Below are 26,631 nucleotides of genomic sequence, written 5' to 3'. Positions count from 1 at the left end.
AAGGCATGCCGGATACGCACGTCGTCACCAACCAGGTCCCGACCCTGGAGAACTACAACCCCGCAACCTCACCGGTCCTGACCGAGGCGCTGATCCGCGAAGGCGGCGAATGGGGGCTCGACGAGGTCACTGAACTCGGAGCGCTGTCGGGCAGTAAGCAGGCGGTGCGCTGGGGTGAGTTGGCCGACCGCAACCAGCCCATCCTGCACACCCATGACCGCTACGGCTATCGCGTCGACGAGGTCGAGTTCGACCCCGCCTACCACGAACTCATGCGGGCGGCCATCGGCCATGGCCTGCATGCCGCGCCGTGGGCCGACGACCGGCCGGGCGCTCACGTCGTGCGTGCCGCCAAGATGTCGGCGTGGACGCCTGAACCCGGCCACGTCTGCCCGATTTCGATGACGTACGCCGTCGTGCCCGCACTGCGCCACAACGCCGAGCTCGCGGCGATCTACGAACCGCTGCTCACCAGCCGCGAATACGACCCCGAGCTGAAGGTGCCGACCACCAAGGTGGGCATCACCGCGGGCATGTCGATGACCGAGAAGCAGGGCGGATCCGACGTCCGCGCAGGCACAACGCAGGCCACGCCGAACAACGACGGCAGCTACTCGCTGCGCGGGCACAAGTGGTTCACGTCGGCGCCGATGTGCGACATCTTCCTGGTCCTGGCCCAAGCGCCCGGCGGACTGTCCTGCTTCTTCCTGCCGCGCATCCTGCCCGACGGCAGCCGCAACCGGATGTTCCTGCAGCGGCTCAAGGACAAACTCGGCAACCACGCCAACGCCTCCAGTGAGGTCGAATACGACGGTGCCACCGCATGGTTGGTCGGCGAGGAGGGTCGCGGCGTGCCGACCATCATCGAGATGGTCAACCTCACCCGGCTCGACTGCACACTGGGCAGCGCCACCAGCATGCGCAGCGGGCTGACCCGCGCCATTCACCACGCCCAACATCGAAAGGCGTTCGGGCAGTATCTGATTGACCAGCCGCTGATGCGCAACGTGCTGGCCGACCTCGCGGTCGAGGCCGAGGCCGCCACCATCGTCGCGATGCGGATGGCGGGCGCCACCGACGCCGCGGTGCGCGGCGACGAACGCGAAACGCTGCTGCGTCGCATCGGCCTTGCGGCCAGCAAGTACTGGGTGTGCAAGCGCGCCACCCCGCACGCAGGCGAAGCGATGGAATGCCTCGGTGGCAACGGCTACGTCGAGGAGTCCGGGATGCCCCGGCTGTACCGCGAGGCGCCGCTGATGGGCATCTGGGAGGGTTCCGGCAACGTCAGCGCGCTGGACACGTTGCGCGCCATGGCAACTCGTCCGGAATGCGTCGACGTGTTGTTCGACGAACTCGGTAGGACCGCAGGCCAGGACCCGCGGCTGGACGCCCACGTCGCGGCGCTGCGGCCCGCACTGGAGGACCTGGAGACCATCCAGTACCGCGCCCGCAAGATAGCCGAGGACATCTGCCTGGCCCTGCAGGGTTCATTGCTCGTGCGCCACGGCCACCCCGCCGTCGCGGAAGCGTTCCTTGCCACCCGCATGGGAGGTGTGTGGGGTGGCGCGTTCGGGACCATGCCGACGGGGCTGGATCTGGCACCGATCCTCGAACGTGCAATGGTCAAAGGATGACTTGCAAGCGAGAAGCGAAGGCGGATTGCGCATGACACACGCGATCAGGCCGGTGGACTTCGACAACTTGAAGACGATGACCTATGAGGTCACCGATCGCGTCGCCCGCATCACGTTCAACCGCCCCGAGAAGGGCAACGCGATCGTCGCGGACACGCCGCTGGAGTTGTCGGCGCTCGTCGAGCGCGCCGACCTCGACCCGGCAGTGCACGTGATCCTGGTTTCCGGTCGGGGAGAGGGCTTTTGCGCCGGCTTCGACCTGTCGGCGTATGCGGAGGGGTCGTCGTCGGCGGGCGGCGGCAGCCCGTACCAGAACACTGTGCTCTCCGGTAAGACGCAGGCGATCAACCATCTGCCCGATCAGCCGTGGGACCCGATGATCGACTACCAGATGATGAGCCGGTTCGTCCGCGGATTCTCCAGCCTGATGCACGCCGACAAGCCGACAGTGGTGAAGATTCACGGTTACTGCGTCGCCGGCGGTACGGACATCGCGTTGCACGCCGACCAGGTCATCGCGGCGGCCGACGCCAAGATCGGCTATCCGCCGACCCGGGTCTGGGGCGTGCCCGCGGCAGGTATGTGGGCGCATCGGCTCGGCGATCAGCGAGCCAAACGCCTTCTGCTGACCGGTGATTGCATCACCGGCACACAGGCCGCCGAGTGGGGACTCGCGGTCGAGGCGCCGGATCCCGAGGACCTTGACGAGCGCAGCGAGCGACTGGTCGAACGCATCGCGGCAGTCCCGGTGAACCAGCTCATCATGGTCAAACTCGCGATGAACTCCGCGCTGTACAACCAGGGCACCGCCAACAGCGCGATGATCTCCACCGTCTTCGACGGCATCGCCCGGCACACCCCCGAGGGGCATGCGTTCGTCGCGCAGTCCCGCGAACACGGCTTCAGGGAGGCGGTCCGCCAGCGCGATGAGCCGTTCGGTGACTACGGCCGGAAGGCGTCGGGAGTCTGAGGACATGCCCACCCTGTCGCGGATGACGGCCCGATCGGTGGTGCTGAGCGTGCTGCTCGGCGCTCACCCGGCCTGGGCGACCGCGAGCGATTTGATCAAACTGACAGCCGATTTCGATATCCGCGAGCCGACGGTGCGGGTCGCGTTGACCAGGATGGTGAGCGCCGGTGATCTGGTCCGCTCCGAAGACGGTTACCGGCTCTCGGACCGCCTGCTGGCTCGGCAACGCCGCCAGGACGACGCGATCAATCCGCGCAAGCGCAAGTGGGACGGCATCTGGACCACCCTGGTGATCACCAGCATCGGCATCGACGCCAGGACCCGCGCAGCGCTACGAACCACCCTGCAGGACAAGCGGTTCGCTGAACTGCGCGAAGGGGTCTGGCTTCGGCCGGACAACCTGGACATCGAGCTGGGGCAAGATGTGCGCGATCGGGTGCGGGTGCTGCAGTCCCGCGACGACGCGCCCGACGAGCTGGCCGCCCAGCTGTGGGATCTGCCGAACTGGATGCGGGTCGGCCGTGAGCTTCTCGACGAAATGATAACGGCCGCCGATGTTCCCGGCCGGTTCGTCGCTGCCGCAGGTATGGTGCGCCACCTGCTGACGGACCCGGTGCTGCCCGACGAACTGCTGCCCGACGATTGGCCGGGCGACGCGCTGCGCAAGGCATATACGGACTTCGCCGCCGAACTGGTCGCGCGGCGCGATGGTGTCGAACTGATGGAGGCAACGTGACGAGTGGTGGCGTGCGCATCGAACGCAATGGGCCGGTGACGACGGTCATCATGAACCGACCGGAGGCGCGTAACGCCGTCAACGGTGCTGCGGCAGCAGAGTTGTACGCCGCATTCGACGAATTCGACAAGGACGATTCGGCGTCCGTCGCCGTGCTGTGGGGTGATAACGGAACATTCTGTGCCGGAGCCGATCTCAAGGCGATGGGCACACCCGAGGCCAACCCGGTGCACCGCAGCGGACCCGGTCCGATGGGCCCGAGCAGGATGGCGCTGTCCAAGCCGGTGATCGCCGCGGTCAGCGGCTACGCGGTCGCCGGTGGACTGGAATTGGCGATCTGGTGCGATATGCGGGTGGTCGAAGAGGACGCGGTGTTCGGCGTCTTCTGCCGGCGGTGGGGGGTGCCGCTGATCGACGGCGGCACGGTGCGACTGCCGCGGATCGTCGGCCACAGCCGGGCGATGGACATGATGCTCACCGGCCGCCCCGTCGACGCCGCTGAAGCGCTGGCCATGGGGCTGGCCAACCGTGTCGTGCCGAAAGGCCAAGCGCGGCAACGCGCCGAGGAATTGGCGGCCGAGTTGGCGAAGCTGCCCCAGCAGTGCATGCGATCCGATCGGCTGTCTGCGCTGAACCAGTGGGGACGCTCCGAAGCCGACGCGATGGACTTCGAATTCGCCAGCATCTCGCGTGTGGCGGCCGAATCACTGGCGGGCGCAGCGCGATTCGCTGGCGGCGCAGGCCGCCATGGCGCAACCGTCTAGCCCTTGCTGATCTTGTTGTTCGACCCGGTGTCGTTGATCTTCGGGTCCCCGTTGGAGTAGGTGACGGTGTTGTTGAGGCCGACGACGGACAGTTCCTTGTCGACCTTCTCGAAGGTGATCTTGTTGTCCGCGCCGCCGATGTTCACGTTGGCGCAGGTGCCTTTGACCGTCAGCGTGTTATTCGAGCCGCCGACGTTGAGCGACTTCCCGTCGGCGCAGTCCAGCTCGCCGGTCGTCCCGAACGATCCGTAGTTGATGGTGTTGCCGATCTCGATCTGCGCGCCGGACGATCCCGCGGTCGCCGTCGGGGAGTTGGTGTCCTTGCTTTCCGACCCGCAGGCGACCAACCCGAACGACGACACGGCGACTGCGCAGCAGGCGATGGCGGGCGCTACGCGCATCTCAGGCGGCGACCCTGTCGATGCGATTGACCATGCCCAGTTCGCGGCCGCGGTCCCACACCACCGGATCCCCGCTCTTGTAATACACGCTCTGGTCGTTGCCGTACACGATGACGTTGTCGACGATGTTGTCGGCGATCACGACGTTCGAAGATCCTTGCAACGTCACCGCCCAGCAGCTGCCCACCGCATAGATCGTGTTGCCGGTGCCGTTGACGAACAGCGTCGACTGGTTGCAGTCGATGGTCTGGTTGATGCCCTGCCCGGTGACGTGGGTATCGCCGTTGGCCGCTTGCGCCGCAGGCGCCCCGAGGCCGAGCGCGACCGGGATTGCGAGCGCGCATGCCGCCAGCGTCCGACCCACAGCCTTCGATGTCATGCAGGGAGCCTACGACGGGCATCGGCGCTCGGGACAGAGGTTCGCATGAGTCGCTTCGGCGACAGTGCTGGGTTAGCGTGAGCACCGATGCGTTGGCGTGCCCGTTATTTTTCCGCGGTGGCCGCTGCCGCGGTCACCACGGTGGTGACCGTTGCAGGGTGTGCTCAGACCGTCGACGGAAAGCCGCTTAAGGCGCAAGCGGGTGTGCCCGATCCCGATCGCAGCTACGGCTATGTCAACGACCGGTGCGGCCTGTTGGTCGACGGCTCGATCCAGCAGACGATGGGCGCCGACCACATCGTCCGGCCCTACAGCGGTGCGGTGTGCCAGTACGTGCTCTCGCGCGGATCGGCCTTGGTGGACGTCACCTTCTCGTGGTACGAGACGGGCAGCCTCGACCGCGAGCGCGCGCTCGCGGCCGAGCGCGGCGCCAACATCACCGACAAGATCGTCGAACGTCATCAGGCCTTCCTTGCGCGTCGCGACACCACCGGCGCCGCCTGCTCGGCCACCGCGGCCGCAGGCACCGGGGTGCTCAGTTGGTGGGTGCAGTTGCGCGGCCAACGCAACGGCGACCCGTGCCCCGACGCCGAGAAACTGCTCACCGCCACCCTGCAGTCGGACCTGTGATCATGGTGGCCAAAAGCCCCGTCGTGGCGTGCGTTGCGGTTGCCGTTGCGGCGTTCGCGGTGGGCTGCGGTCCGGCGGATCAACCCGCGCCGACCACCGCGGCCTCGGCGCCGCCAAACGCCGGCGGATTCCGCAGCGCCGACTGCAATGGCGTCACCGATGCCGACGTCATCAAGGCCGTCGGCTCGTCGATGTTCACCAAGGCGGTCGTCAGCGACGCCGGGTGCTTCTGGCAGGAAAACACCGTCCTCGGCACCTTCGGCCAGGGCATGGGCATCTCGACGTGGTGGTATCGCGGCAGCGACATGGACACCGAACGGACGCTGGAACAGCAGGCGGGCCGCACCCTCACCGAGTTGTCCATCGACGGCAAGAAGGGTTTCAAGGCCTACGACGCCAACGCTTGCAGCATCTACGTGGCCAAGGGCACCGACGTCATCACGTGGTCGATCCAGACGATGAATCCGGCGATGCTGCCCGATCTCTGTGCGATCACGGGGCAACTCGCCGCGCTCAGTCAAGAGCGCGTCAACTGATGCCTGGGAAACTAGAGGTGTTAGTTTTCCCTGATCAGTTCGACGGAAGGAGGGCGGCATGGCAGCTCCGCAGTCAGCAAGCGGCCGACGCCCCGCCCGACTCAGCCGCGACTCCATCGTCAACGCCGCGCTGACGTTCCTCGACCGGGAAGGCTGGGACGCGTTGACCATCAACGCGCTGGCCACCCAGTTGGGCACCAAGGGCCCGTCGCTGTACAACCACGTCCAGAGCCTGGAGGATCTGCGCCGCAGCGTGCGGATGCGGGTGGTCGGCGACATCATCGAGATGCTCAACACCGTCGGCCAGGGCCGCACCCGCGACGACGCGGTGATGGTGATGGCCAGTGCATACCGCAGCTACGCCCACCACCATCCCGGCCGCTACTCGGCGTTCACCCGGATGCCGCTCGGCGGCGACGATCCGGAGTTCACCGACGCGACGAGGGCGGCTGCCGCCCCGGTCATCTCGGTGCTGGCGTCCTACGGCCTGGACGGCGAGGCGGCGTTCTACGCTGCCCTCGAGTTCTGGTCGGCCATGCACGGTTTCGTGCTGTTGGAGATGACCGGCGCGATGACCGGGATCGACGCGGACGCCGTCTTCACCGACATGGTGATGAGGCTGGCGGCCGGCATGGAGCGGCGATGAGCGCTTGCGCGAAGAGCAGACAGCACCGATGAGCGCTTGCGCGAAGAGCAGACAGCACCGATGAGCGCTTGCGCGAAGAGCGCTTGCGCGAAGAGCGGGTAGCTTCAGCTAGGGTCTGACCTGCGGTTAGGCCACCTAGCGCAGGTTTGGAGCGCTGCGCCAGCCCTGGTATTGTGGACGATCGTGCCTGGCAGATAAGGCGCTTGTCGACGTGAAAATCACAGGCATGCCTGCACGCCGGGCCAATTCGCGTGTCCACGAAGCCTAGTGAAAATCTAGCGGCGGGCGCATGCGACACACCCGATCGCGGGGTACGCGAATGGGTCATAACTGCAGTACAGAGACTTAAAAAAAGAAGAAGCAACACAGAAAGCCGGTAGATGCCAACCATTCAGCAGCTGGTCCGCAAGGGTCGCCGCGACAAGATCGCCAAGGTGAAGACCGCGGCCCTCAAGGGCAGCCCGCAGCGTCGCGGAGTGTGCACTCGCGTGTACACCACCACCCCGAAGAAGCCGAACTCGGCGCTTCGCAAGGTCGCGCGCGTCAAGCTGACCAGCCAGGTTGAGGTCACCGCCTACATCCCCGGTGAAGGCCACAACCTGCAGGAGCACTCGATGGTGCTGGTGCGTGGCGGTCGTGTGAAGGACCTGCCGGGTGTGCGGTACAAGATCATCCGCGGTTCGCTCGACACCCAGGGTGTGAAGAACCGTAAGCAAGCCCGCAGCCGCTATGGCGCCAAGAAGGAGAAGAGCTGATGCCGCGCAAGGGCCCCGCACCCAAGCGTCCGTTGGTCAACGATCCGGTCTACGGGTCGCAGTTGGTCACCCAACTGGTCAACAAAGTTCTCCTGCAAGGGAAGAAATCGCTGGCTGAACGCATTGTTTATGGTGCGCTCGAACAGGCTCGGGACAAGACCGGCACTGATCCGGTGGTCACCTTGAAGCGCGCTCTCGACAATGTCAAGCCGGCCCTCGAGGTCCGCAGCCGCCGCGTCGGTGGTGCGACCTACCAGGTTCCCGTCGAGGTGCGCGCCGACCGTTCCACCACGCTGGCCCTGCGTTGGCTGGTCAGCTTCTCGCGGCAGCGTCGCGAGAAGACCATGGTCGAGCGCCTGGCGAACGAGATCCTCGACGCCAGCAACGGCCTGGGCGCCTCCGTCAAGCGGCGTGAGGACACCCACAAGATGGCCGAGGCAAACCGCGCCTTCGCGCACTACCGCTGGTGATTCAGTCGCCCGGGGCAGTGCTGCGCCGGGCGTAAAGACAACAGCAAAAATCAAGCGAAAGAGAAGACTTCTGTGGCACAGAAGGACGTGCTTACCGACCTGAGCAAGGTCCGCAACTTCGGCATCATGGCCCACATCGATGCCGGCAAGACCACGACGACCGAACGCATCCTCTACTACACCGGTATCACGTACAAGATCGGTGAGGTTCATGACGGCGCCGCCACCATGGACTGGATGGAACAGGAGCAGGAGCGTGGTATCACCATCACCTCCGCTGCGACGACGACGTTCTGGAAAGACAACCAGCTCAACATCATTGACACGCCCGGACACGTGGACTTCACCGTCGAGGTGGAGCGCAACCTGCGCGTGCTCGACGGTGCCGTTGCCGTGTTCGACGGCAAAGAGGGTGTGGAGCCGCAGTCCGAGCAGGTTTGGCGCCAGGCCGACAAGTACGACGTGCCGCGCATCTGCTTCGTCAACAAGATGGACAAGATCGGCGCCGACTTCTACTTCTCCGTGCGCACCATGGAGGAACGCCTTGGCGCCAACGCGATTCCGATCCAGTTGCCCATCGGCGCCGAGGGCGACTTCGAGGGCATCGTCGACCTGGTCGAGATGAACGCCAAGGTGTGGCGTGGCGAGACCAAGCTCGGTGAGACCTACGAGACCATCGAGATTCCGGCCGATCTGGCTGAGAAGGCCGACGAGTACCGCACCAAGCTGCTCGAGACAGTCGCCGAGACCGACGAGGCGCTGCTGGAAAAGTACCTCGGCGGAGAAGAGCTTTCGGTCGAGGAGATCAAGGGCGCGATCCGCAAGCTGACGATCTCCTCCGAGATCTACCCCGTCCTGTGCGGCAGCGCGTTCAAGAACAAGGGCGTGCAGCCGATGCTCGACGCGGTTGTCGACTACCTGCCGTCGCCGCTGGACGTGCCGGCAGCCACCGGCCATCTGCCGGGCAAGGAAGACGACGAGGTGGTGCGCCACGCGACCACCGACGAGCCGTTCGCGGCGCTGGCGTTCAAGATCGCCACTCACCCGTTCTTCGGCAAGCTGACCTACATCCGGGTGTACTCGGGCACGGTCGACTCGGGCTCTCAGGTCATCAACGCGACCAAGGGCAAGAAGGAGCGGCTGGGCAAGCTGTTCCAGATGCACTCCAACAAGGAGAACCCCGTCGAACGGGCCTCCGCGGGGCACATCTACGCGGTGATCGGCCTGAAGGACACCACCACCGGCGACACCCTGTCGGATCCGAATCAGCAGGTCGTGCTGGAGTCGATGACCTTCCCCGATCCCGTCATCGAGGTGGCCATCGAGCCGAAGACCAAGAGCGACCAGGAGAAGCTGGGCACCGCGATTCAGAAGCTGGCCGAAGAGGACCCCACCTTCAAGGTGCACCTCGATCAGGAGACCGGCCAGACCGTCATCGGCGGCATGGGCGAGCTTCACCTGGACATCCTGGTGGACCGGATGAAGCGCGAGTTCAAGGTCGAGGCCAACGTCGGCAAGCCGCAGGTCGCCTACCGGGAAACCATCAAGCGGCCGGTGCAGAACGTCGAGTACACCCACAAGAAGCAGACGGGTGGCTCCGGTCAGTTCGCGAAGGTCATCATCAACCTCGAGCCGTTCACCGGCGAGGACGGGGCCACCTACGAGTTCGAGAACAAGGTCACCGGTGGCCGCATCCCGCGTGAGTACATCCCGTCGGTGGATGCCGGTGCGCAGGACGCCATGCAGTACGGCGTGCTCGCCGGCTATCCACTGGTGAACCTGAAGGTGACGCTGCTCGACGGTGCCTACCACGAGGTCGACTCGTCGGAAATGGCATTCAAGGTCGCCGGCTCGCAGGTGCTGAAAAAGGCTGCGCAGCAAGCACAACCGGTGATTCTGGAGCCGATCATGGCCGTTGAGGTCACCACGCCCGAGGACTACATGGGCGATGTGATCGGCGATTTGAACTCCCGCCGTGGTCAGATCCAGGCCATGGAGGAGCGGGCAGGTGCACGCGTCGTCAAGGCGCATGTGCCGCTGTCGGAGATGTTCGGCTACGTCGGAGACCTTCGGTCGAAGACCCAGGGCCGGGCGAACTACTCCATGGTGTTCGACTCGTACGCCGAGGTTCCGGCCAACGTGTCGAAGGAAATCATCGCCAAGGCGACGGGTCAGTAACTGACCCGCCGTTCTGGCGGGACCACACAACTGCAAAGATCAACACTGCTTTACAACAAGCACCAACACAGTCCAGGAGGACAACACAGTGGCGAAGGCGAAGTTCGAGCGGACGAAGCCGCACGTCAACATCGGGACCATTGGTCACGTTGACCACGGCAAGACGACGCTGACCGCAGCAATCACCAAGGTTCTGCACGACAAGTACCCCGATTTGAACGAGTCGCGCGCATTCGACCAGATCGACAATGCGCCTGAAGAGCGTCAGCGCGGCATCACGATCAACATCTCCCACGTGGAGTACCAGACCGAGAAGCGTCACTACGCGCACGTCGACGCCCCCGGTCACGCCGACTACATCAAGAACATGATCACCGGTGCCGCCCAGATGGACGGCGCGATCCTGGTAGTCGCCGCGACCGATGGCCCGATGCCGCAGACCCGCGAGCACGTGCTGCTGGCCCGCCAGGTCGGTGTGCCCTACATCCTGGTCGCCCTCAACAAGGCCGACGCGGTCGACGACGAGGAGCTCCTCGAGCTCGTCGAGCTCGAGGTTCGTGAGCTGCTGGCCGCCCAGGAGTTCGACGAGGAAGCCCCCGTGATCAAGGTCTCGGCGCTCAAGGCGCTCGAGGGTGACGAGAAGTGGGTCGAGTCGATCGTTGAGCTGATGGACGCGGTCGACGAGTCGATCCCGGACCCGGTGCGCGAGACCGACAAGCCATTCCTGATGCCCGTCGAGGACGTCTTCACGATCACCGGCCGCGGCACCGTGGTCACCGGTCGTGTGGAGCGTGGCGTCGTCAACGTGAACGAGGAAGTCGAGATCGTCGGCATCCGCCCCGACACCACCAAGACCACGGTCACCGGTGTCGAGATGTTCCGCAAGCTGCTCGACCAGGGTCAGGCCGGTGACAACGTCGGTCTGCTGCTGCGCGGCATCAAGCGTGAGGACGTCGAGCGCGGTCAGGTCGTCGTGAAGCCCGGCACCACCACGCCGCACACCGAGTTCGAGGGTCAGGTCTACATCCTGTCCAAGGACGAGGGTGGCCGGCACACGCCGTTCTTCAACAACTACCGTCCGCAGTTCTACTTCCGCACCACCGACGTGACCGGTGTGGTGACGCTGCCGGAGGGCACCGAGATGGTGATGCCCGGTGACAACACCGACATTTCCGTCAAGCTGATCCAGCCCGTCGCCATGGACGAGGGCCTGCGCTTCGCGATCCGCGAGGGCGGCCGTACCGTCGGCGCAGGCCGGGTCACCAAGATCATCAAGTGATGATCTGATCTAGTACCGCGAAGCGGCGCTCACCTCCGGGTGGGCGCCGCTTTCGTATGCGCGATTGCCTTGTCGAGGACGGATGCGCCACCCTGATGGTGACGTCTGAGTTAACAACAGGTTCGACGATTCTCGTCTCGATCGCGAAGAAATTATCTCGGTCTGTTAATTTGCCTGATTGGCAATTGCCACTAAGTCTGCACTTCACAGTACATTTGAGACGGCTCGTAGCGCCTGCGTCCTGGCCATGATCTGGCGTCACTTCTTAGCCCGTTTCGTCGCGGCGCCGCTCGGTGTAACAGATGCGGCGAATGTGGCGATGAACTCCGCGGAGGTCCTGGTAGGGACCGAAGAAGGGTCGGGTTCATGTTTCGTCAGTTCAGCACTGTCGCCTGCGCCACCGCGGTGGCCGGCGCCGCATTCGTCGGTCTGTCCACCGCCACTGCGTCCGCTGATCCCGCGTGCCCCGATGTGCACTGGATGGGCGCGGCCGGGTCCGGCGAGCGCACCGGCACCGATCTGACGGCCTACAACGGCATGGGCCGGGTGGTGGACGAATCGTTCAACGATCTGTCCTCGCAATTGCAGCACGACGGCCGGACGATGACCGCTGAGGCGGTTGAATATCCGGCGGTGCCGGTGCCGGACCAGGACGGTGGCGTCGGGGAGTGGCTCGGCTTCATGGGGAGCGTCGACGCGGGCGCGAAGGCGCTGGGCGATCAGTACGCGACCTTCGTCGCGCAGTGTCCGACCTCGAAGGTGGTGCTCGCCGGCTACTCACAGGGCGCCATGGTGGTCCACCGGAACCTGCAGGCGCTTGGCGCGAGCCCGAACCTGGCCGCGGTGCTGCTGATCGCCGACGGCGACCGGCGTCCGGATGACCCGACCCTTAACCTCGGCACCGCGAGCGGTATCCCGGAGCGTGGCAAGGGCGTCGCGCAGGATTGGCCGATCCTCGCTCACGCACCGGCACCGCTGACACCGGAGGTGGGCGCCCGCACCATCAGCGTCTGCAATCTCAACGACGCCGTCTGCGACTACAGCGAAGACGCCGACGACTCCGCACCGGCGTACGCGCGGCGGGTCGCCGTGCACACCAGCTACGGTCTGGGCCAGACACAGAAGCTGGACTGGACGGGTCCGCTGTATTTCCTGCTCGGGCCTGCCCCTCAGCCCTCGGCTTCCGAAATCGATACTCGCGCCGTGAACAGCACCACCGCTCCGGCAGACAGCAGCAGCGCCGCGAGCACCAACACGATGGCGTCGACGGCGCCCGGCGGTGACATCCCTTCGCGCTGAAGCATTTCCAGCACGGTTCCCGACACCGCGACGCCGACCCCGGCCAGCGTCACCAAAGCGGTGAGCGTCACGCCTGCGGCCTCGCCCGCCCGCTCAGGCCGGACGACCGCCTGGGTCGCAACCGTCGTGAACGCATAGACCAGGCCGAGTGTGAACCCGCACGCGGTCAGCGCGGGCAGGTACACCGCCCAACCGTTCGACGCTGCCAGCGCCGCCAAAGACACTGCCGCGGCAACGGTCATGGCACCCATCACGAGCACCGGCGGCCTGCTCGCGGCGAGCCGGCCGGCCAACACGCCGCCCAGCGCGGCTCCTGCGGACGGCCCGAGGAACGCCAGGCCCGCGGTCAGCGGATCCAGTCCGCGCACCTGCTGCAGGTAGATCGTCGACAGAAAAATCGTCACACCGTAGGCGACGTTCGCCACGACGCCCGCGACGACAAGCGTGGTGAACCGTGGGTTGCGCATGAGCGACAGGTCGACGAGCGGCCACCGAACGCGGGTCTCGACGACGACGAACGCGACGAGCACAGCAATCGAACAACCAAACGCGACGGCGGTTGGCCCCGACAGCCACCCCCACGCCGGCGCGCGATCAAATGCCAACGTGAACAAGCCGATTCCGACGGTGATCAGCGCCAGCCCCGCGAAATCGATGCGACGCGGCACGGACTCGTCGAACGATTCCGTGACGTAACGCGCACCGATTGTCAGCACGCCCAGCGTCAGTGGCACGTTCAGCCAGAAGATCCACCGCCAGCCGACAGTCTCGGTAAGCAGTCCGCCGACCAGAGGACCCGCCGCATTGCCCAAACCGGCTATGCCGTAAGCCAACCCGATCGCGTGGCTGGCGCGTACGGAGGGAAAGGCGTTCGTCAGCACACTCACCGAAACCGGAAAGATCAGTGCAGCGCCGACGCCCTGCAGGGCACGGAAGACGATGACGAGCGCGGCGGTGGGGGCCAACGCGCACAGCGCCGACGCCAGCCCGAACAGCGCGATGCCCGCGAGCAACGCGCGGCGGCGGCCAAAGATGTCACCGATGCGTCCGGCGGGGACCATGCAAGCGCCAAGGGCCAGCATGTACACGCTGATCACCCATTGCAGATCCGGTGCGGTGGTGTCGAGGTCCAGCGCCATCCGCGGCAGCGCGAGATTCATGGCGAAGTAGTCGAGTTGGACGCAGAACAGTGCCATCGACACGCCCGCCAGGATCCACCGGGAACGCACAGGTTCTTCCGTCGCGGTCACGGCCTGACGATACGGCTCACAACCGGCGGTTTGGCGCTAATCTGACACGCGTAGCTGGCAAACGACAGGAGCGTGGCAGATGTTGGCGCGATATCTCAAGGCCCAAATCATGGTGCTCATCTGTGGCGGTCTCGTCGGGCCCATCTTTCTGGTGGTCTACTTCGCCACGGGGCAGAGCACCTATTTGAAGTGGATGTTCTTCGTGGGCCTGCTGATCACCGCCGCCGACGTGCTCATCGCGTTGGCGCTGGCGAATTTCGGAGCAAAATCCGCGGCCAAGACCCAGGCGCTCGAACAGAACGGCGTGCTGGCGCTGGCCCAGGTCGTCGGCATCCACGAAACCGGAACCCGCATCAACGAACAGCCGTTGGTGAAGATCGACCTGCAGATCTCCGGCCCCGGCATCGCGCCGTTCGCATCCCAGGACCGGGTGATCGCCTCGATCACGCGGTTGCCGATGATCACCAGTCGCAAGTTGGTGGCTCTTGTCGATCCCACCACCAACGAATACCAAATCGATTGGGAGCGAAGCGCATTGGTCGCCGGTGTGATGCCTGCGAACTTCACCATCGCCGAGGACAACCGGACCTACGACCTCAGCGGGCAGGCGGGCCCGTTGATGGAGATTCTGCAGATCCTGAAGGCGAACGGGATCGGACTCAACAACATGATCGATCTGCGCTCGAATCCGTCGGCGCGCGCGCAGGTGCAAGCCGTTGTCCGGCGTGCCGCGGCGGCCCAGCAAGCCCCCGCGGCCCAGGCGCCGGCGGGGGCGCCCGCATACGCCCCCCCGCCCGAACCGACCACCGCGCAGCGCCTGCAGGAACTGGAAACGCTGCGTGCCACCGGCACGATCTCCGAGGACGAGTACAACGCCAAGCGTCAACAGATCTTGTCCGACCTTTAACGTCCAAACCGCAATGCGGTTCACCCGCAGTCGCTTAGGCTTCGTGCGACGCCAAACGAATGCGGTGACGATTCATGACGGCAACGGAGCAGCCTGAAAAGGTAACCGAAAAGGTCAGTCTGCCAACACTGACCGCGATGGTCGTCGGTTCGATGGTCGGGTCCGGTGTCTTTCTGCTGCCGCGCCGGTTCGGCACCGAAACCGGCGTGCTGGGCGCCATCATCGCCTGGACCATCGCAGGCACCGGAATGTTGATGCTGGCCTTCGTCTTTCAGCGGTTGGCGATGCGCAAGCCGGACCTGGATGCAGGCATCTTCGCCTACGCCAAGGCGGGATTCGGCGACTACATGGGCTTCAACTCGGCGATCGGCTTCTGGGCATCGGCGTGTGCAGGCAACACCTCCTACTGGGTGCTGATCACCGCGACGCTCAGCGCGTTGATACCGGGCTTCGGCGCAGGCGATACCGTGCTCGCGGTCGTGGTGTCGGCCGTGGGGGTGTGGCTGTTCGCCTTCCTCGTCATGCGCGGGGTCAGGGACGCGGCGGTGATCAACTACATCGTCACCATTGCCAAAGTTGTGCCGATACTGGTGTTCATCGTGATCGCGATCGTCGCGTTCAAGGCCGACGTCTTTGCGGACAACTTCTGGGGCGACAAGGATTACTCGTCGGCGTCCGTATTCGACCAGGCGACCGGCACCATGTTGATCACGGTGTTCGTGTTCCTGGGCATCGAAGGCGCGACCGTGTACTCGCGGATGGCGCGCAAACGTGAGGATGTCGGGCGCGCGACCGTCATTGGATTTCTCAGTGTGCTCGCCGTTTTCGCGATGGTCACGTTGGTGTCGTATGGCGTGATGCCACAGGGCCAATTGGCGGGGGTCAGCCAGCCGTCCATGGCATCGGTATTGGAGTCGATCGTCGGGCCGTGGGGGTCGATCTTCATCCGCGTCGGCGTCATCGTTTCGGTGTTGGGCGCCTATCTTGCATGGACCCTGATGGCCGCCGAGATCCTCTACATTCCCGCCAGGTCCGAGGACATGCCGCGATTTTTGGCGCGTACCAACAGTCACGGCGCACCGGTGATCGCGCTCATCATGGCCTCGGGCCTGGTTTCACTGTTGTTGGTGGCGCTGCTGTTCGCCGCGGACGCGCTCGACTTCATGCTGGATCTGACCGCAGCGCTATCCCTCATCCCGTATTTCCTGGCCGCGGCCTACGCGCTGAAGTTGACGCTCACGCGTGAGACTTACGGTGACAAATCCTCGCTGGTGCCGGACATGATCGTTGCCGCCGTGGCCACGGCGTACACGCTGTTCCTGCTCTACGCGGCGGGCTTCGACAAGCTGTTGCTGTCCTGCATCCTCTATGCACCCGCGGCCGCACTCTTTTTCAAGGCGCGCCGAGAACGCGGTCTGCGAGTCTTCACCCCCATCGAGGCGGTGCTGTTCGGCGTGATCGTCCTCGGGGCGGTGGCGGGTGTGGTGTCTTTGGCAACCGGCGCGATCGAGATATAGCGCTTAGGCGCGGGAAGGAGCGAGGTGACGACTGCGGCTGCCGCGTATGGCGTTCACTCTGAAGTCGGCAAGCTACGCAAGGTTCTGGTGTGCTCACCCGGCCTGGCACACGAGCGGCTCACCCCGACCAATTGCGACGATCTGTTGTTCGACGACGTGCTGTGGGTGCAGAACGCGCGTCGCGACCACTTCGATTTCATCGACAAGATGCGGGAGCGCGATGTCGAGGTCGTCGAACTGCACGATGTGCTGACCGAGACGATGCAGGATCCCGCCGCCAAGGCGTGGCTGCTCGATCGCAAGATCGTGCCCAACGAGGTGGGGCTCGGGCTGGTCGACGACACCCGTGGCTACCTGGACTCACTCGCGCCGCGGCAGCTGGCCGAGTTGCTGATCGGCGGGATGTCGACCCGCGACCTGCCCAAGGAACTGCAATCCGGGTACCGTGCTTTGGCCCGCGAAAGCACCGGCGTCACAGAGTATTTGATGCCGCCGCTGCCCAACACCCTGTACACCCGCGACACCACCTGCTGGATATACGGTGGCCTGACGCTCAACCCGCTGTTCTGGCCTGCGCGCCACGACGAGACGTTGCTGATGAAGGCGATCTACGAATTCCATCCCGACTTCGTCGGCTCCAAGGTCTGGTGGGGAGATCCCGAAACGTCGTGGGGGATGGCCACATTCGAGGGCGGCGACGTGCTGGTGCCCGGTAACGGCGTGGTGATCATCGGGATGAGCGAACGCACATCGCGCCAGGCGATCACACAGGTTGCGTCGAGGCTGTTCGCAGAGGAGGCCGCGACTCAGGTGATCGTCGCGGGCATGCCGAAGCTTCGGGCGGCGATGCATCTGGACACCGTCTTCACCTTCGCCGACCGTGATGTGGTGACCATCTATCCCGGCATCGTTGACGCGCTGCAGACGTTCGTGCTGCATCCCAGCGACAACGACATCAGCGTTGACGTGGAAGAGGCGACCAAACCGTTCGTCGAAGTGGTGGCCGCCGCGCTCGGGGTCGGCAAACTGCGGGTCGTCGAGACCGGCGGAACCGCCTACGACTCGGAGCGACAACAGTGGGACAGCGGCAACAACCTGGTCGCCGTCGAACCAGGCGTGGTGTTCGCCTATGACCGCAACACCCACACCAACACGCTGCTGCGCCGGGCCGGAATCGAGGTGATCACCATCGTCGGCGCCGAACTCGGCCGTGGGCGCGGCGGCGGCCACTGCATGACCTGTCCGCTGATCCGCGACCCGGCCTGACAGGCGTACTAGAACACGTTCCAGTTCTGCTGTTAGCCTGGGCCGCAGGCTCACGAAAGGAGCAGCGGTGACGGGTTCGAACGGCAGCCTGGACGGGCGAGTGGCATTCATCACCGGGGCAGCGCGCGGTCAGGGGCGGGCACATGCGATTCGGCTGGCCACCGAGGGTGCCGACATCATCGCGGTCGACGTCTGCGGCCCGATCTCGGAGACCATCACCTACCCGCTGGCCACTTCGGAGGAACTGGCCGAGACGGTGGCCGCGGTGGAAGCCACCGGCCGCAAGGTGCTGGCCAGGGAGGTCGACATCCGCGACCTGGCCGCCCTGCAGCAGGTGGTCGCCGACGGTGTCGAACAGTTCGGCCGCCTCGATGTCGTCGTCGCCAACGCAGGCGTGCTGAGCTGGGGCCGGATGTTCGAGATGTCCGAAGAGCAGTGGGACACCGTCATCGACGTCAACCTCAACGGCACGTGGCGGACCATCCGGGCGGCGGTGCCCGCGATGATCGAAGCGGGCAACGGAGGGTCGATCATCGTCGTCAGTTCGTCGGCGGGTTTGAAGGCCACGCCGGGTAACGGCCACTACTCCGCGTCCAAGCACGGGGTGGTGGCGCTGACCAACGCGCTGGCGATCGAAGTCGGGGAGTACGGGATTCGCGTCAACTCGATCCACCCGTATTCGATCGACACACCGATGGTTGAGAAGGACGCGATGATGGCGATCTTCGCCAAGTATCCGCAATACCTGCACAGCTTCGCGCCGATGCCCTACCACCCGGTGAACCACGAGGGGAAGAAGGGGCTGCAGGAATTCATGACCGCCGAAGAGGTGTCCGACGTCGTTGCGTGGTTGGCCGGTGACGGGTCCAGGACGATCTCCGGTAGCCAGATCGCCGTCGACCGCGGCACCATGAAGTACTAGCCCGGCAGCACCAGCACCGGGACGGGGCTGTGCCGCAGGATCTTCGAGCCCCGCGAACCCAGGAACACCCGCGCGATGCCGCCCGCAGGCGAGGTGCCGATCGCGAGCAGGTCACCGTCCTGCCAGTCCGCCGCGTCCAGCGCGTCGGCCCAATTGTTGCCGGTGACCACCTGCAAATCGACGTTCTCGCCGACCACACCGTCGGTCTTCAACTGCGCCAATGTCTTCCGGGCATGTGACGCCAGTTGTTCGAGAATGGAGTCCTCGGCGCTGAGCCCGACCTCCGGCGGATACATGGTGCGGCCACGAACCGCGAACGTGACCACCCGCATCGGCACGTTGAGCCGCTCGGCCAGCGCCGTTACGCGTTGCACGACGTGCAGTGTCTCCGGGGTGCCGGGATACGCCGCGGTGATCCGCGTCAGCCCACCGGATTTCGAGCCGCGGTAACCGCGAGGCGCGATGGCCATCGGCACCGGCGACGAGTGCAACAGGCTGTCAGCCGTCGATCCGATCACCACCTGGCCGAGCCTGCCCTCGGACGCCGAGCCCAGCACGAGCAACTCCGGCGCGAGTTCCGCCGCCGCCTCCATCAACCCGCCAGAGGCGGAGCGGTGCGCCACCGTGTGGTAGTTGACGTCGACACCGCCGCCGACCGCACCGATGAACTCCTCCGCCTGCTTCGCCGAATTCATCGCCAATTGTTCTGCGTACTGGGAGAATTCGGCGTCGACGCGGGCCAGCGACGGAATCATCCACGGTCGCGGTACGACGGTGACGATGGTCAGCGTCGTGTTCAGCGCCCTGGCCGCCTCGACGGCGAGGTGCAGTGGTGCGCGGCCCCCCTTGCCCGCGAGGTAGCCGACGACGACGGTCACGGCTCATCCTTGTGCGGGGTGACGAAATGGTGATCTGCCGGATGATCGACGAACATGACATCGTCGTCGCCGGGCACCGCGGTGGGAATGTAGCCGTCCGCGGCTCCGGCATTGAGCGCACTGTGGTGTCGGCCCCAGGCCAGGTAGAACAGCAGCACGGCCCCCACACAGCCGCCGAATACCAGCCACGTCTCCCAGCGCAGACCAGACAGGATCCACACGCACGCGGCGACGGCGAGTACCGGCGTCACCGGATACCCGGGAACCTTGAACGGCCGCTCCAGATTCGGCTCGCGTTTCCGCAGGATGATCACGCCGATCGACACCACGCTGAATGCGACCAAGGTGCCGATCGACACCGCGTCCAACAGCCAGTTCAGCGGGACGAACCCGGCCAGGATCGCCGTGACGACCGCGACGATGATCGTGTTGTTCACCGGGGTCATCGTCCGCGGGTTCACCTTGGCGAACATCGAGGGCAACAGTCCGTCGCGACCCATCGCGAACAGGATCCTGGTCTGCCCGTACAGCACGACAAGCGTCACAGAGAAGATCGAAATCACAGCGCCCGCAGCCAGAATCGTGCTGGCCCAGGTGCCGCCGGTGATGTTCTCCAGGATGACCGACAGCCCGGCCTCGGACTGTTCGTCCGAACCGAACTCCGCTGCGTCCTGGGTGCCGAGACCTGCAAACGCCACCAGGATGTAGAAGCTGGTGACGACGATGAGCGCGGCGATGATGGCCCGCGGCATCGTCTTCTGCGGATTCTTGACTTCATCGCCTGCCGTCGAGACCGCGTCAAGGCCAATGAACGAGAAGAAGATCATGCTCGCCGCCGCGGTGATGCCCGAGAAGCCCTTGTCCCAGAACCCCTGGAAGTGGTCGGCGTTGAAGGCCGTCAGCGCGATGACGATGAACATCGCAAGCACGCCCAGCTTGATGACCACCATGATGCTGTTGACGAGGGCCGACTCGCTGGCACCGCGGATCAGCAGCAGCGCGCACATGAAAATCAGCAGGACGGCCGGCAGGTTCACGATGCCGGGGGTGGAGTCCCACGGCGCCGCCGTGAGCGCCTGCGGCAACTGCCAGCCGAACAGGTTGTCCATCAACTTGTTGACGTATCCGCTCCAACCCACCGCGACCGCGGAGATCGAAACGCCGTATTCAAGTAGCAGACATGCCGCGACGCCCATCGCGACGAACTCGCCGAGCGTGGTGTAGGCGTACGAATAGGTTGACCCCGACACGGGTACCGACGAGGCCATCTCGGCGTAACAGAGCGCCGAAAGACCGGCGGCGATCGCCGCGATGACGAACGAGATGAGCACGGCGGGGCCCGCTTCGGGCACCGCCGCCGACAGCACGAAGAAGATGCCGGTGCCCACCGTCGCGCCGACGCCGAACATCGTCAGCTGAAAAGTGCCGATACTTCGCTTGAGGTGATCGGAGGCGCCGTGCGCGACCGGGGCGCCGGCAACGGGCCTGCGCCGCGTCAGTTGTTCGGAGAAGCTTGACGATGGAGCGGTCATGGCGCCTCCTGCGGAGCCTAGATTGAACTACAACTCAAGTGTGGACCTGTGTCCGCCAAAACTTGGGCGAACTGATCAATCGCCCACTCGATCTCCTCGGCCGTGATGACAAGCGGCGGAGCAAACCTCAGCGTCGAGCCGTGCGTGTCCTTGACCAGCACGAAGCGCTCGGCCAACTTCATGCTGATCTGTTTCCCGGTGGCCAGGGACGGGTCGATGTCGACGCCCGCCCACAGGCCCATGCCGCGCACCGCGACCACACCATGGCCGATGAGTCCGCGCAGCCGTGCGTGCAGCACCTCACCCAATTGCGCTGCGCGGGTCTGGAATTCACCGCGCTGCAGCATGCCGACCACAGTCGTTCCGATCGCGGCTGCCAACGGGTTGCCCCCGAACGTCGAACCGTGCTCGCCGGGGTGCAACACCTCGAGGATGTCCCGGTTTGCCACCACGGCCGACACCGGAACCACGCCGCCGCCAAGGGCTTTGCCGAGCAGATAAATATCGGGAACCACTGACCAGTGCTCGCACGCGAACGTCCGTCCGGTGCGGGCCAGGCCGGACTGGATCTCGTCGGCGATCATCAACACGTTGTGCTCGGTGCACAGTGCGCGCACCCGCGGCAGGTAATCGTCGGGGGGCACGATGATGCCAGCCTCGCCCTGGATGGGCTCGATCAGCACCGCGACGGTGTCGTCGTCGATGGCGGCGGCCAGCGCATCGGCGTCACCGAACGGCACCGCACGGAAGCCGGGGGTGTAGGGGCCGAACCCGCGGCGCGCGGTCTCGTCGTCGGAGAAGCTGATGATCGTGGTGGTGCGACCGTGGAAGTTGTTGTGCGCCACGATGATGTTGCCTCGTCCTGCGGGGACGCCCTTCACGTCGTGCCCCCATTTGCGGGCCACCTTGATGCCACTCTCGACGGCCTCGGCGCCGCTGTTCATCGGCAGCACCATCTGCTTGCCGCACAGTGTGGCCAAGGCCTCGCAGAACGGTCCCAGCCGGTCGGAGTGGAAGGCCCGGCTGACCAGTGTCACGGCGTCCAGTTGCGCGTGTGCGGCTGCGATGATCTCCGGATTGTGGTGCCCGAAGTTGACTGCCGAGTACGCGGCCAGGCAGTCGAGGTAGCGGCGTCCCTCGACGTCGGTGATCCATGCGCCCTCGGCGCTGGCCGCCACCACCGGCAGCGGAGAGTAGTTGTGCGCGACGTAGCGATTGTCGAGGTCGATCGCGGTGTCGGTCGCCGTCATGGAATCCAGAATGGTCACGGATGTACCTCCAGCGTGCAGCATTTGACGGACCCGCCGCCCTTGAGCAGTTCGGACAAATCGACACCGACGGGCCGGAATCCGGCGTGGCGCAGTTGCTCGGCGAAGCCGGTGGCGGCGGCAGGCATCACCACGTTCAGACCGTCGGACACCACGTTGAGGCCCAGCACATCGGCGTCGGCGGCGGCGACCACGATCGCGTCGGGGAACAACTCGCGCAGCTTCGCGTGGGCGGCGGCGCTGAACGCGGGCGGGTAGTAGGCGATGGTGGTGTCGTCGAGCACCGCGAGCGCGGTGTCGAGGTGGTAGAAGCGCGGATCGACCAACTCGAGGCTCACCACGGGCATCTGGACGTGTGCCGCGATCTCGGCGTGAGCTTCGATTTCGGTGCGAAAGCCGTAGCCCGCCAACACGATCGAGCCGACGACGAGCAGGTCGCCCTGGCCCTCGTTGACGTGCCGGGTGTGCGCGGGCTCAAAGCCGTGGCGCGTCATCCACTCGGCGTAGGCGGCCGACTCACCCGCGCGCTGCGGATAGGCGAACTTGGCGACTACCGCTTTGCCGTTCACCAGCAGGCCGCCGTTGGCGGCGTAGACCATGTCCGGGAGGCCGGAGACGGGCTCGACCAACTCCACGGTGTGGCCGAGTTCCTTGTATGTCTGCCGCAGTGTCTCCCACTGATTCAGGGCGACGTGGGTGTCGACCGATGTCGAGGTGTCCATCCACGGATTGATGGCGTACTCCACCGCAAAGAAAGTGGGCGCCGTCATGGCGTAGTGGCGAGGGCGCGGCGCGCGCGAAGTCGTCATGATTCAACGGTATAAGCGCTGCTTTTTGCAATCAATCGCCGTTTATTGCGTGTCGACCAACGATATGTTGTGCCAAACTGAAAATCGCGTCGGTTTGTTGTGTGGAGGTGGTCATGGAGCGGTTGGACGAGACGGACGAGCGGATTCTGGCCGAATTGGCCGAGGACGCCAGGGCCACCTACGCCGAGATCGGCCAGCGGGTGAACCTGTCCGCGCCCGCGGTCAAACGGCGGGTCGACCGCATGCTTGACAACGGGGTCATCCGCGGCTTCACCACCGTCGTCGACCGCAGCGCGCTGGGCTGGAACACCGAGGCCTACGTGCAGGTGTTCCGGCACGGCACGATCGCCCCCGACGAGTTGCGGAAGGCCTGGATCGACATTCCCGAGGTGGTCAGCGCCGCAACGGTCACCGGCACCGCCGACGCGATGCTGCACGTGTTGGCCCGCGATATGCAGCATCTGGAGGAGGCCCTGGAGCGAATCCGGGCGGCCGCCGACGTCGAGCGCAGCGAAAGCATTGTGGTGCTCACCAACATCATCGACAGGATGCGCGGCTAAGAGGTCAACCACAGGGTGGCGGACACAACGGTAAGGGCATCGTGTAAGAACTGCCCATGAGCATCAGTGGGGGCATCGTGATCGTCGGTGGCGGACTGGCCGCCGCGCGCACCGCCGAGCAACTGCGCCGCTCCGAATACACCGGACCGATCACCATCGTCAGCGACGAGGACCACCTGCCGTACGACCGGCCGCCGCTGTCCAAGGAAGTGCTGCGCGCCGAGACCGACGACGTCACCCTCAAGCCCGCCGAGTTCTACGCCGAACAGGACATCACCCTGCTGCTCGGCAACGGCGCCAGCTCGGTGGACACCGAAGCGAAGACGGTGGCCCTGGCGGACGGCAGCCTCGTCGAGTACGACGAGGTGATCATCGCAACCGGGTTGGTGCCCAAGCGAATTCCGTCCTTCCCCGATCTACCGGGCATCCACGTGCTTCGGAATTTCGACGAGAGCCTCAAGCTGCGCAAGGAGGCCGGCTCCGCGCGCACCGCCGTCGTCGTCGGCGCGGGCTTCATCGGCTGTGAGGTGGCGGCCAGCCTGCGCAAGCTGGGCGTGGACGTCGTCCTCGTGGAACCGCAACCGGCGCCGTTGGCGTCTGTCCTCGGCGAGCGGATCGGCGAGTTGGTGGCGCGACTGCACCGCGCCGAGGGCGTCGACGTGCGCTGCGGTGTCGGGGTGGCCGAGGTGCTCGGCACCGCGAAGGTCGAGAAGGTCAGGCTCAGCGACGGCACCGAACTCGATGTGGACCTCGTTGTCGTCGGCATCGGCTCACATCCGGCCACCTCGTGGCTGGAGGGCACCGGCATCGAGGTCGACAACGGTGTGGTCTGCGACGAGCACGGCCGCGCCAGCGCACCGCACGTGTGGGCGATCGGCGACGTCGCGTCCTGGCGTCATCCGGTGGGACATCAAGTGCGCGTTGAGCATTGGAGCAACGTCGCCGACCAGGCGCGGGTGCTGGTGCCCGCGATGCTTGGCAAGGATGCACCCGGCGCAGTTTCGGTCCCGTACTTCTGGAGCGATCAGTACGACGTGAAGATCCAATGCCTCGGCGAACCGGAGGCCACCGACACCGTCCACGTCGTCGAGGACGACGGGCGCAAGTTTCTTGCGTTCTACGAACGCGACGGCGTGGTCGCCGGCGTCGTTGGCGGCGGCATGCCCGGCAAGGTGATGAAGGTGCGGTCCAAGATCGCCGCGGGCGCGCCGATCGCCGACGTCCTCGGCTAGAACTCGCCGAGGTAGAAGCGGGTGCCCTGGTCGTCGGTGCACTGCGCGGACATGCCGTAGGACTGCTGCGACGGCTCGTCGATGACGGTGCCGCCCGCTTCGCTAACCCGGGCCACCGCGGCGTCGATGTCGGCGACGGTCCACATCGGCACCGTCACCGCGGCGTCGCTGCCACCGGCGACGCCCGCCATCGGGTGCGTCTGCGCAATGGCCCACCCGTCCTCGATGCGGCCGGGTTCGAATGTCCAGTACAACACCTGACTGTAGAACGCCTTGAAGGCCGCCGAGTCCGGTACCTCGTAGGTGATATACGAAAGTTCGCCTGGCCCAGTGCCGTTGAGCGCCGGCCGCGGCTGGCCGGGGTTGGGTTGGAAGACGGCGAACGACGTGCCGTGCGAATCGGTCGCGCCACACAACGTGCCGAAGTCGAAGTGCTCGAGTTCATCGACCGTTCCGCCGCCGTCGGCGATCGCCTGCCGTGCGGCCGCGAGGTCAGCCACCGCATACGCGCAGAACAGGGTCGGCGGAACATCGACGGAGAAGATCCCGATGCGTTGCGTGGTGTTCGTGACCTGATTAGTGGCGGGGTCGTAGGTCCAGCCCAGCACATGGCCGTAGAACGCCGCGGCGCGATCGGCATCCGGCGTCCACACCGACACGTAGCCGACGTCGCCGTGCTGGATCTGCAGCGGCGCGCCGGTGACCGGCCCACTGAGCATCCAACGATGCCCGAACGGGTCGACGATCGTCGCGTTGCGCGCGCCGTGGTTCTCGTAGGGCTCCCGCTGTACCTGCGCCCCACGGTCGCGGGCACGTGCCAGCGTGGCGTCGGTATCGACGACATGCAGCATCAGGCTCACTGACGTCGCCTGTGGGACAGGTGCTTTCAAACCCAACTCGGGATACTCGTCGGCGAGATAGAGCACACCGTCGCCGATCGCAAGCTCGGCATGCCCGATGCGGCCGTCGTCCATCTCGAACGGCTCGCCCAGAACGGCTGCGCCGAAGACGTCGGCATACCAAGCGATGGCCTCCCGCGCATTGCCGACCGACAGGTACGGCAATGCAGCGGGGCGCGGGGCGGCTGGCTGGTTGAGTTCGGCGATGGCGGTGTCGGTGCCACTCATGACGACTCCTTGCGTTCGATTGGGTTGTGCCTCAAACAAAGTCACTGCGTCTTCCAGGCGTGCCCGCAGTCGGGCCGCGAACGCCGCGTCGGGCTGAACCGGAGTCTCGTCGGCATGCAGCACGGTCAGCGGATCGTGGCTGTTGTTCATGGCCGCCCTCCATCCGGCTGCGGATAGTGCGATCTGAACGCGCGCCGGGCCCGCACCAGCAGCGCCTCGGTGGCGTGCACGGTGCGGCCGATCAACTCGGCGCATTCGGGCACTGAGCAGTCGTCCATATAGCGCAGCGCCAGCACCGTGCGGTGCTGCTCAGGAAGCCTGGCAAGAACGCTCTCGGCGACGATGCGGTCCAGTTCGGCGTCCCAGTCGTCGGTGGGGACCGGTTCGGGCAGCTCAGCCACCGGGGTGCTGAACCGGTCGTGTCGACGCCGGTAATGGTCGGCGAGCTTGTGCCGTGCGACGCCGAGCAGCCACGGCAGGCTGATCGGCAGCGGAGTGTCCTTGCGGGCGGCGTCCATGGCCGCCAGAAAGGTCTCCGACGTCAGGTCCTCGGCCGTCCCGCGGTCGCCGCAGCGTCTGACGAAGTAGCCGTACACGACCGGCAGTGCATCGTCGTACAGCGCCAGCAGGGTCCGCGGAGCGTCGTTGCCATCCGGTTCGGCGCTCACGCCCTTATCGTCGCCGCA

At 65.6% G+C, this 26,631-nt stretch carries 26 protein-coding genes and 1 pseudogene; 18 read left to right on the top strand and 9 right to left on the bottom strand.

From position 1 onward, the window contains the following. Positions 1-5 precede the first annotated feature (5 nt). From A5724_RS16990 to A5724_RS16975, 4 genes are read left to right on the top strand one after another with little or no spacing between them, the layout of a single operon-like run. Positions 6-1,634: an acyl-CoA dehydrogenase family protein gene (locus A5724_RS16990; RefSeq protein ID WP_067804177.1), complete on the top strand. Its 1,629-nt coding sequence runs from the start codon at positions 6-8 to the stop codon at positions 1,632-1,634. A 31-nt stretch (positions 1,635-1,665) separates the two neighbouring features. Beyond that, complete coding sequence (locus A5724_RS16985) at positions 1,666-2,604, top strand: crotonase/enoyl-CoA hydratase family protein (protein WP_067804175.1); 939 nt, start codon at positions 1,666-1,668, stop codon at positions 2,602-2,604. Positions 2,605-2,608: 4 nt separating this feature from the next. Beyond that, positions 2,609-3,340, top strand: a complete 732-nt coding sequence (locus A5724_RS16980) for a PaaX family transcriptional regulator C-terminal domain-containing protein (RefSeq protein ID WP_067804171.1) — start codon at positions 2,609-2,611, stop codon at positions 3,338-3,340. Then, on the top strand, positions 3,337-4,104 hold the full coding sequence (locus A5724_RS16975) for a crotonase/enoyl-CoA hydratase family protein (protein ID WP_369830644.1): 768 nt from the start codon (positions 3,337-3,339) through the stop codon (positions 4,102-4,104). Before A5724_RS16980 ends, A5724_RS16975 begins: the two co-directional genes overlap by 4 nt. Here A5724_RS16975 and A5724_RS16970 read toward each other — a convergent pair. After that, positions 4,101-4,505, bottom strand: coding sequence for a DUF3060 domain-containing protein (locus tag A5724_RS16970; protein ID WP_067804169.1), 405 nt, complete (start codon positions 4,503-4,505; stop codon positions 4,101-4,103). The two genes, A5724_RS16975 and A5724_RS16970, sit on opposite strands and share 4 nt — an antisense overlap. Before the next feature lies 1 nt (position 4,506). Beyond that, complete coding sequence (locus tag A5724_RS16965) at positions 4,507-4,884, bottom strand: DUF3060 domain-containing protein (protein ID WP_067804167.1); 378 nt, start codon at positions 4,882-4,884, stop codon at positions 4,507-4,509. An 87-nt stretch (positions 4,885-4,971) separates the two neighbouring features. Between A5724_RS16965 and A5724_RS16960 the strand changes: the two genes are divergently transcribed. The 8 genes from A5724_RS16960 to A5724_RS33180 all read left to right on the top strand — a co-directional run bounded on the left by A5724_RS16960 (position 4,972) and on the right by A5724_RS33180 (position 12,677). Continuing rightward, on the top strand, positions 4,972-5,514 hold the full coding sequence (locus A5724_RS16960; protein WP_067804165.1) for a DUF3558 domain-containing protein: 543 nt from the start codon (positions 4,972-4,974) through the stop codon (positions 5,512-5,514). 2 nt (positions 5,515-5,516) lie between these two features. After that, on the top strand, positions 5,517-6,050 hold the full coding sequence (locus A5724_RS16955; protein WP_067804588.1) for a DUF3558 domain-containing protein: 534 nt from the start codon (positions 5,517-5,519) through the stop codon (positions 6,048-6,050). Between the two features lie 58 nt (positions 6,051-6,108). Then, positions 6,109-6,696 carry a TetR/AcrR family transcriptional regulator gene (locus A5724_RS16950; RefSeq protein WP_067804162.1) on the top strand — a complete coding sequence of 196 codons (588 nt, stop codon included), beginning with the start codon at positions 6,109-6,111 and terminating at the stop codon, positions 6,694-6,696. Between the two features lie 380 nt (positions 6,697-7,076). Further along, on the top strand, positions 7,077-7,451 hold the full coding sequence (rpsL, locus tag A5724_RS16945) for a 30S ribosomal protein S12 (RefSeq protein ID WP_007167812.1): 375 nt from the start codon (positions 7,077-7,079) through the stop codon (positions 7,449-7,451). Next, a complete protein-coding gene (rpsG, locus tag A5724_RS16940) occupies positions 7,451-7,921 on the top strand; it encodes a 30S ribosomal protein S7 (protein ID WP_066986953.1) in 471 nt (156 codons plus the stop codon). The genes rpsL and rpsG overlap by 1 nt, the downstream gene beginning before the upstream one ends. 72 nt (positions 7,922-7,993) lie before the next feature. After that, the gene (fusA, locus tag A5724_RS16935; RefSeq protein WP_082965090.1) at positions 7,994-10,099 is read left to right on the top strand and encodes an elongation factor G; all 2,106 of its coding nucleotides are present in this window, start codon (positions 7,994-7,996) and stop codon (positions 10,097-10,099) included. 88 nt (positions 10,100-10,187) lie between these two features. Further along, positions 10,188-11,378: an elongation factor Tu gene (tuf, locus tag A5724_RS16930; protein ID WP_067804159.1), complete on the top strand. Its 1,191-nt coding sequence runs from the start codon at positions 10,188-10,190 to the stop codon at positions 11,376-11,378. A 366-nt stretch (positions 11,379-11,744) separates the two neighbouring features. Continuing rightward, a complete protein-coding gene (locus tag A5724_RS33180; protein WP_082965089.1) occupies positions 11,745-12,677 on the top strand; it encodes a cutinase family protein in 933 nt (310 codons plus the stop codon). A gap of 65 nt (positions 12,678-12,742) precedes the next feature. On the opposite strand, the pseudogene A5724_RS16920 reads toward A5724_RS33180, so the two are convergent. After that, positions 12,743-13,873: pseudogene (locus tag A5724_RS16920) on the bottom strand (MFS transporter); the annotation flags it as partial. 133 nt (positions 13,874-14,006) lie between these two features. Between A5724_RS16920 and A5724_RS16915 the strand changes: the two are divergent. The 4 genes from A5724_RS16915 to A5724_RS16900 all read left to right on the top strand — a co-directional run bounded on the left by A5724_RS16915 (position 14,007) and on the right by A5724_RS16900 (position 18,539). Further along, a complete protein-coding gene (locus A5724_RS16915) occupies positions 14,007-14,834 on the top strand; it encodes an SHOCT domain-containing protein (RefSeq protein ID WP_067804153.1) in 828 nt (275 codons plus the stop codon). Positions 14,835-14,908: 74 nt separating this feature from the next. Further along, positions 14,909-16,351: a basic amino acid/polyamine antiporter gene (locus A5724_RS16910; protein WP_067804150.1), complete on the top strand. Its 1,443-nt coding sequence runs from the start codon at positions 14,909-14,911 to the stop codon at positions 16,349-16,351. Between the two features lie 24 nt (positions 16,352-16,375). Beyond that, a complete protein-coding gene (locus A5724_RS16905; RefSeq protein ID WP_067804148.1) occupies positions 16,376-17,617 on the top strand; it encodes an arginine deiminase in 1,242 nt (413 codons plus the stop codon). Between the two features lie 67 nt (positions 17,618-17,684). Continuing rightward, the gene (locus A5724_RS16900; protein WP_197518691.1) at positions 17,685-18,539 is read left to right on the top strand and encodes a mycofactocin-coupled SDR family oxidoreductase; all 855 of its coding nucleotides are present in this window, start codon (positions 17,685-17,687) and stop codon (positions 18,537-18,539) included. Here the strand turns inward: A5724_RS16900 and A5724_RS16895 are convergent. Genes A5724_RS16895 through ddaH form a run of 4 tightly spaced genes read right to left on the bottom strand, consistent with a single transcriptional unit; the run spans position 18,536 to position 23,026 of the window. Continuing rightward, positions 18,536-19,417, bottom strand: a complete 882-nt coding sequence (locus tag A5724_RS16895; protein ID WP_067804145.1) for a universal stress protein — start codon at positions 19,415-19,417, stop codon at positions 18,536-18,538. The genes A5724_RS16900 and A5724_RS16895 overlap by 4 nt on opposite strands. Next, complete coding sequence (locus A5724_RS16890; protein ID WP_067804142.1) at positions 19,414-20,949, bottom strand: amino acid permease; 1,536 nt, start codon at positions 20,947-20,949, stop codon at positions 19,414-19,416. Before A5724_RS16890 ends, A5724_RS16895 begins: the two co-directional genes overlap by 4 nt. Before the next feature lie 17 nt (positions 20,950-20,966). Continuing rightward, positions 20,967-22,241: an ornithine--oxo-acid transaminase gene (rocD, locus tag A5724_RS16885; protein ID WP_156752324.1), complete on the bottom strand. Its 1,275-nt coding sequence runs from the start codon at positions 22,239-22,241 to the stop codon at positions 20,967-20,969. Beyond that, positions 22,214-23,026 carry a dimethylargininase gene (gene ddaH / locus A5724_RS16880; protein ID WP_067804135.1) on the bottom strand — a complete coding sequence of 271 codons (813 nt, stop codon included), beginning with the start codon at positions 23,024-23,026 and terminating at the stop codon, positions 22,214-22,216. The genes rocD and ddaH overlap by 28 nt, the downstream gene beginning before the upstream one ends. Positions 23,027-23,139: 113 nt before the next feature. Here ddaH and A5724_RS16875 point away from each other — a divergent pair, with 113 nt between their 5' ends. After that, the gene (locus A5724_RS16875; protein WP_067804578.1) at positions 23,140-23,586 is read left to right on the top strand and encodes an Lrp/AsnC family transcriptional regulator; all 447 of its coding nucleotides are present in this window, start codon (positions 23,140-23,142) and stop codon (positions 23,584-23,586) included. Positions 23,587-23,642: 56 nt separating this feature from the next. Continuing rightward, positions 23,643-24,818, top strand: a complete 1,176-nt coding sequence (locus A5724_RS16870; RefSeq protein WP_067804133.1) for an NAD(P)/FAD-dependent oxidoreductase — start codon at positions 23,643-23,645, stop codon at positions 24,816-24,818. Here A5724_RS16870 and A5724_RS16865 read toward each other — a convergent pair. Together A5724_RS16865 and A5724_RS16860 are read right to left on the bottom strand one after the other, a co-directional pair. Beyond that, positions 24,815-26,095 (bottom strand): VOC family protein, encoded by a 1,281-nt coding sequence (locus A5724_RS16865; RefSeq protein ID WP_067804130.1) that lies wholly within the window; start codon positions 26,093-26,095, stop codon positions 24,815-24,817. The genes A5724_RS16870 and A5724_RS16865 overlap by 4 nt on opposite strands. Further along, entirely contained in the window at positions 26,092-26,613 is a 522-nt protein-coding gene (locus A5724_RS16860; RefSeq protein WP_067804127.1) for an RNA polymerase sigma factor, read from the bottom strand. The genes A5724_RS16865 and A5724_RS16860 overlap by 4 nt, the downstream gene beginning before the upstream one ends. Positions 26,614-26,631 lie beyond the last annotated feature (18 nt).

The sequence above is a fragment of the Mycobacterium sp. ACS1612 genome, assembly GCF_001667505.1.
Lineage (GTDB): Bacteria > Actinomycetota > Actinomycetes > Mycobacteriales > Mycobacteriaceae > Mycobacterium.
The sequence above is the reverse complement of the archived record's forward strand: the minus strand, read 5'-3'. Positions and strand labels throughout refer to the sequence as shown.

Coding starts and splice junctions, on each gene's coding strand:
- A5724_RS16990 (WP_067804177.1), top strand. CDS start 6: ATGCCGGATACGCACGTCGTCACCAACCAGGTCCCGACCCTGGAGAAC.
- A5724_RS16985 (WP_067804175.1), top strand. CDS start 1,666: ATGACACACGCGATCAGGCCGGTGGACTTCGACAACTTGAAGACGATG.
- A5724_RS16980 (WP_067804171.1), top strand. CDS start 2,609: ATGCCCACCCTGTCGCGGATGACGGCCCGATCGGTGGTGCTGAGCGTG.
- A5724_RS16970 (WP_067804169.1), bottom strand. CDS start 4,505: ATGCGCGTAGCGCCCGCCATCGCCTGCTGCGCAGTCGCCGTGTCGTCG.
- A5724_RS16965 (WP_067804167.1), bottom strand. CDS start 4,884: ATGACATCGAAGGCTGTGGGTCGGACGCTGGCGGCATGCGCGCTCGCA.
- A5724_RS16960 (WP_067804165.1), top strand. CDS start 4,972: ATGCGTTGGCGTGCCCGTTATTTTTCCGCGGTGGCCGCTGCCGCGGTC.
- A5724_RS16955 (WP_067804588.1), top strand. CDS start 5,517: ATGGTGGCCAAAAGCCCCGTCGTGGCGTGCGTTGCGGTTGCCGTTGCG.
- A5724_RS16950 (WP_067804162.1), top strand. CDS start 6,109: ATGGCAGCTCCGCAGTCAGCAAGCGGCCGACGCCCCGCCCGACTCAGC.
- rpsL (WP_007167812.1), top strand. CDS start 7,077: ATGCCAACCATTCAGCAGCTGGTCCGCAAGGGTCGCCGCGACAAGATC.
- rpsG (WP_066986953.1), top strand. CDS start 7,451: ATGCCGCGCAAGGGCCCCGCACCCAAGCGTCCGTTGGTCAACGATCCG.
- A5724_RS33180 (WP_082965089.1), top strand. CDS start 11,745: ATGTTTCGTCAGTTCAGCACTGTCGCCTGCGCCACCGCGGTGGCCGGC.
- A5724_RS16915 (WP_067804153.1), top strand. CDS start 14,007: ATGTTGGCGCGATATCTCAAGGCCCAAATCATGGTGCTCATCTGTGGC.
- A5724_RS16910 (WP_067804150.1), top strand. CDS start 14,909: ATGACGGCAACGGAGCAGCCTGAAAAGGTAACCGAAAAGGTCAGTCTG.
- A5724_RS16890 (WP_067804142.1), bottom strand. CDS start 20,949: ATGACCGCTCCATCGTCAAGCTTCTCCGAACAACTGACGCGGCGCAGG.
- rocD (WP_156752324.1), bottom strand. CDS start 22,241: ATGCTGCACGCTGGAGGTACATCCGTGACCATTCTGGATTCCATGACG.
- ddaH (WP_067804135.1), bottom strand. CDS start 23,026: ATGACGACTTCGCGCGCGCCGCGCCCTCGCCACTACGCCATGACGGCG.
- A5724_RS16875 (WP_067804578.1), top strand. CDS start 23,140: ATGGAGCGGTTGGACGAGACGGACGAGCGGATTCTGGCCGAATTGGCC.
- A5724_RS16870 (WP_067804133.1), top strand. CDS start 23,643: ATGAGCATCAGTGGGGGCATCGTGATCGTCGGTGGCGGACTGGCCGCC.
- A5724_RS16865 (WP_067804130.1), bottom strand. CDS start 26,095: ATGAACAACAGCCACGATCCGCTGACCGTGCTGCATGCCGACGAGACT.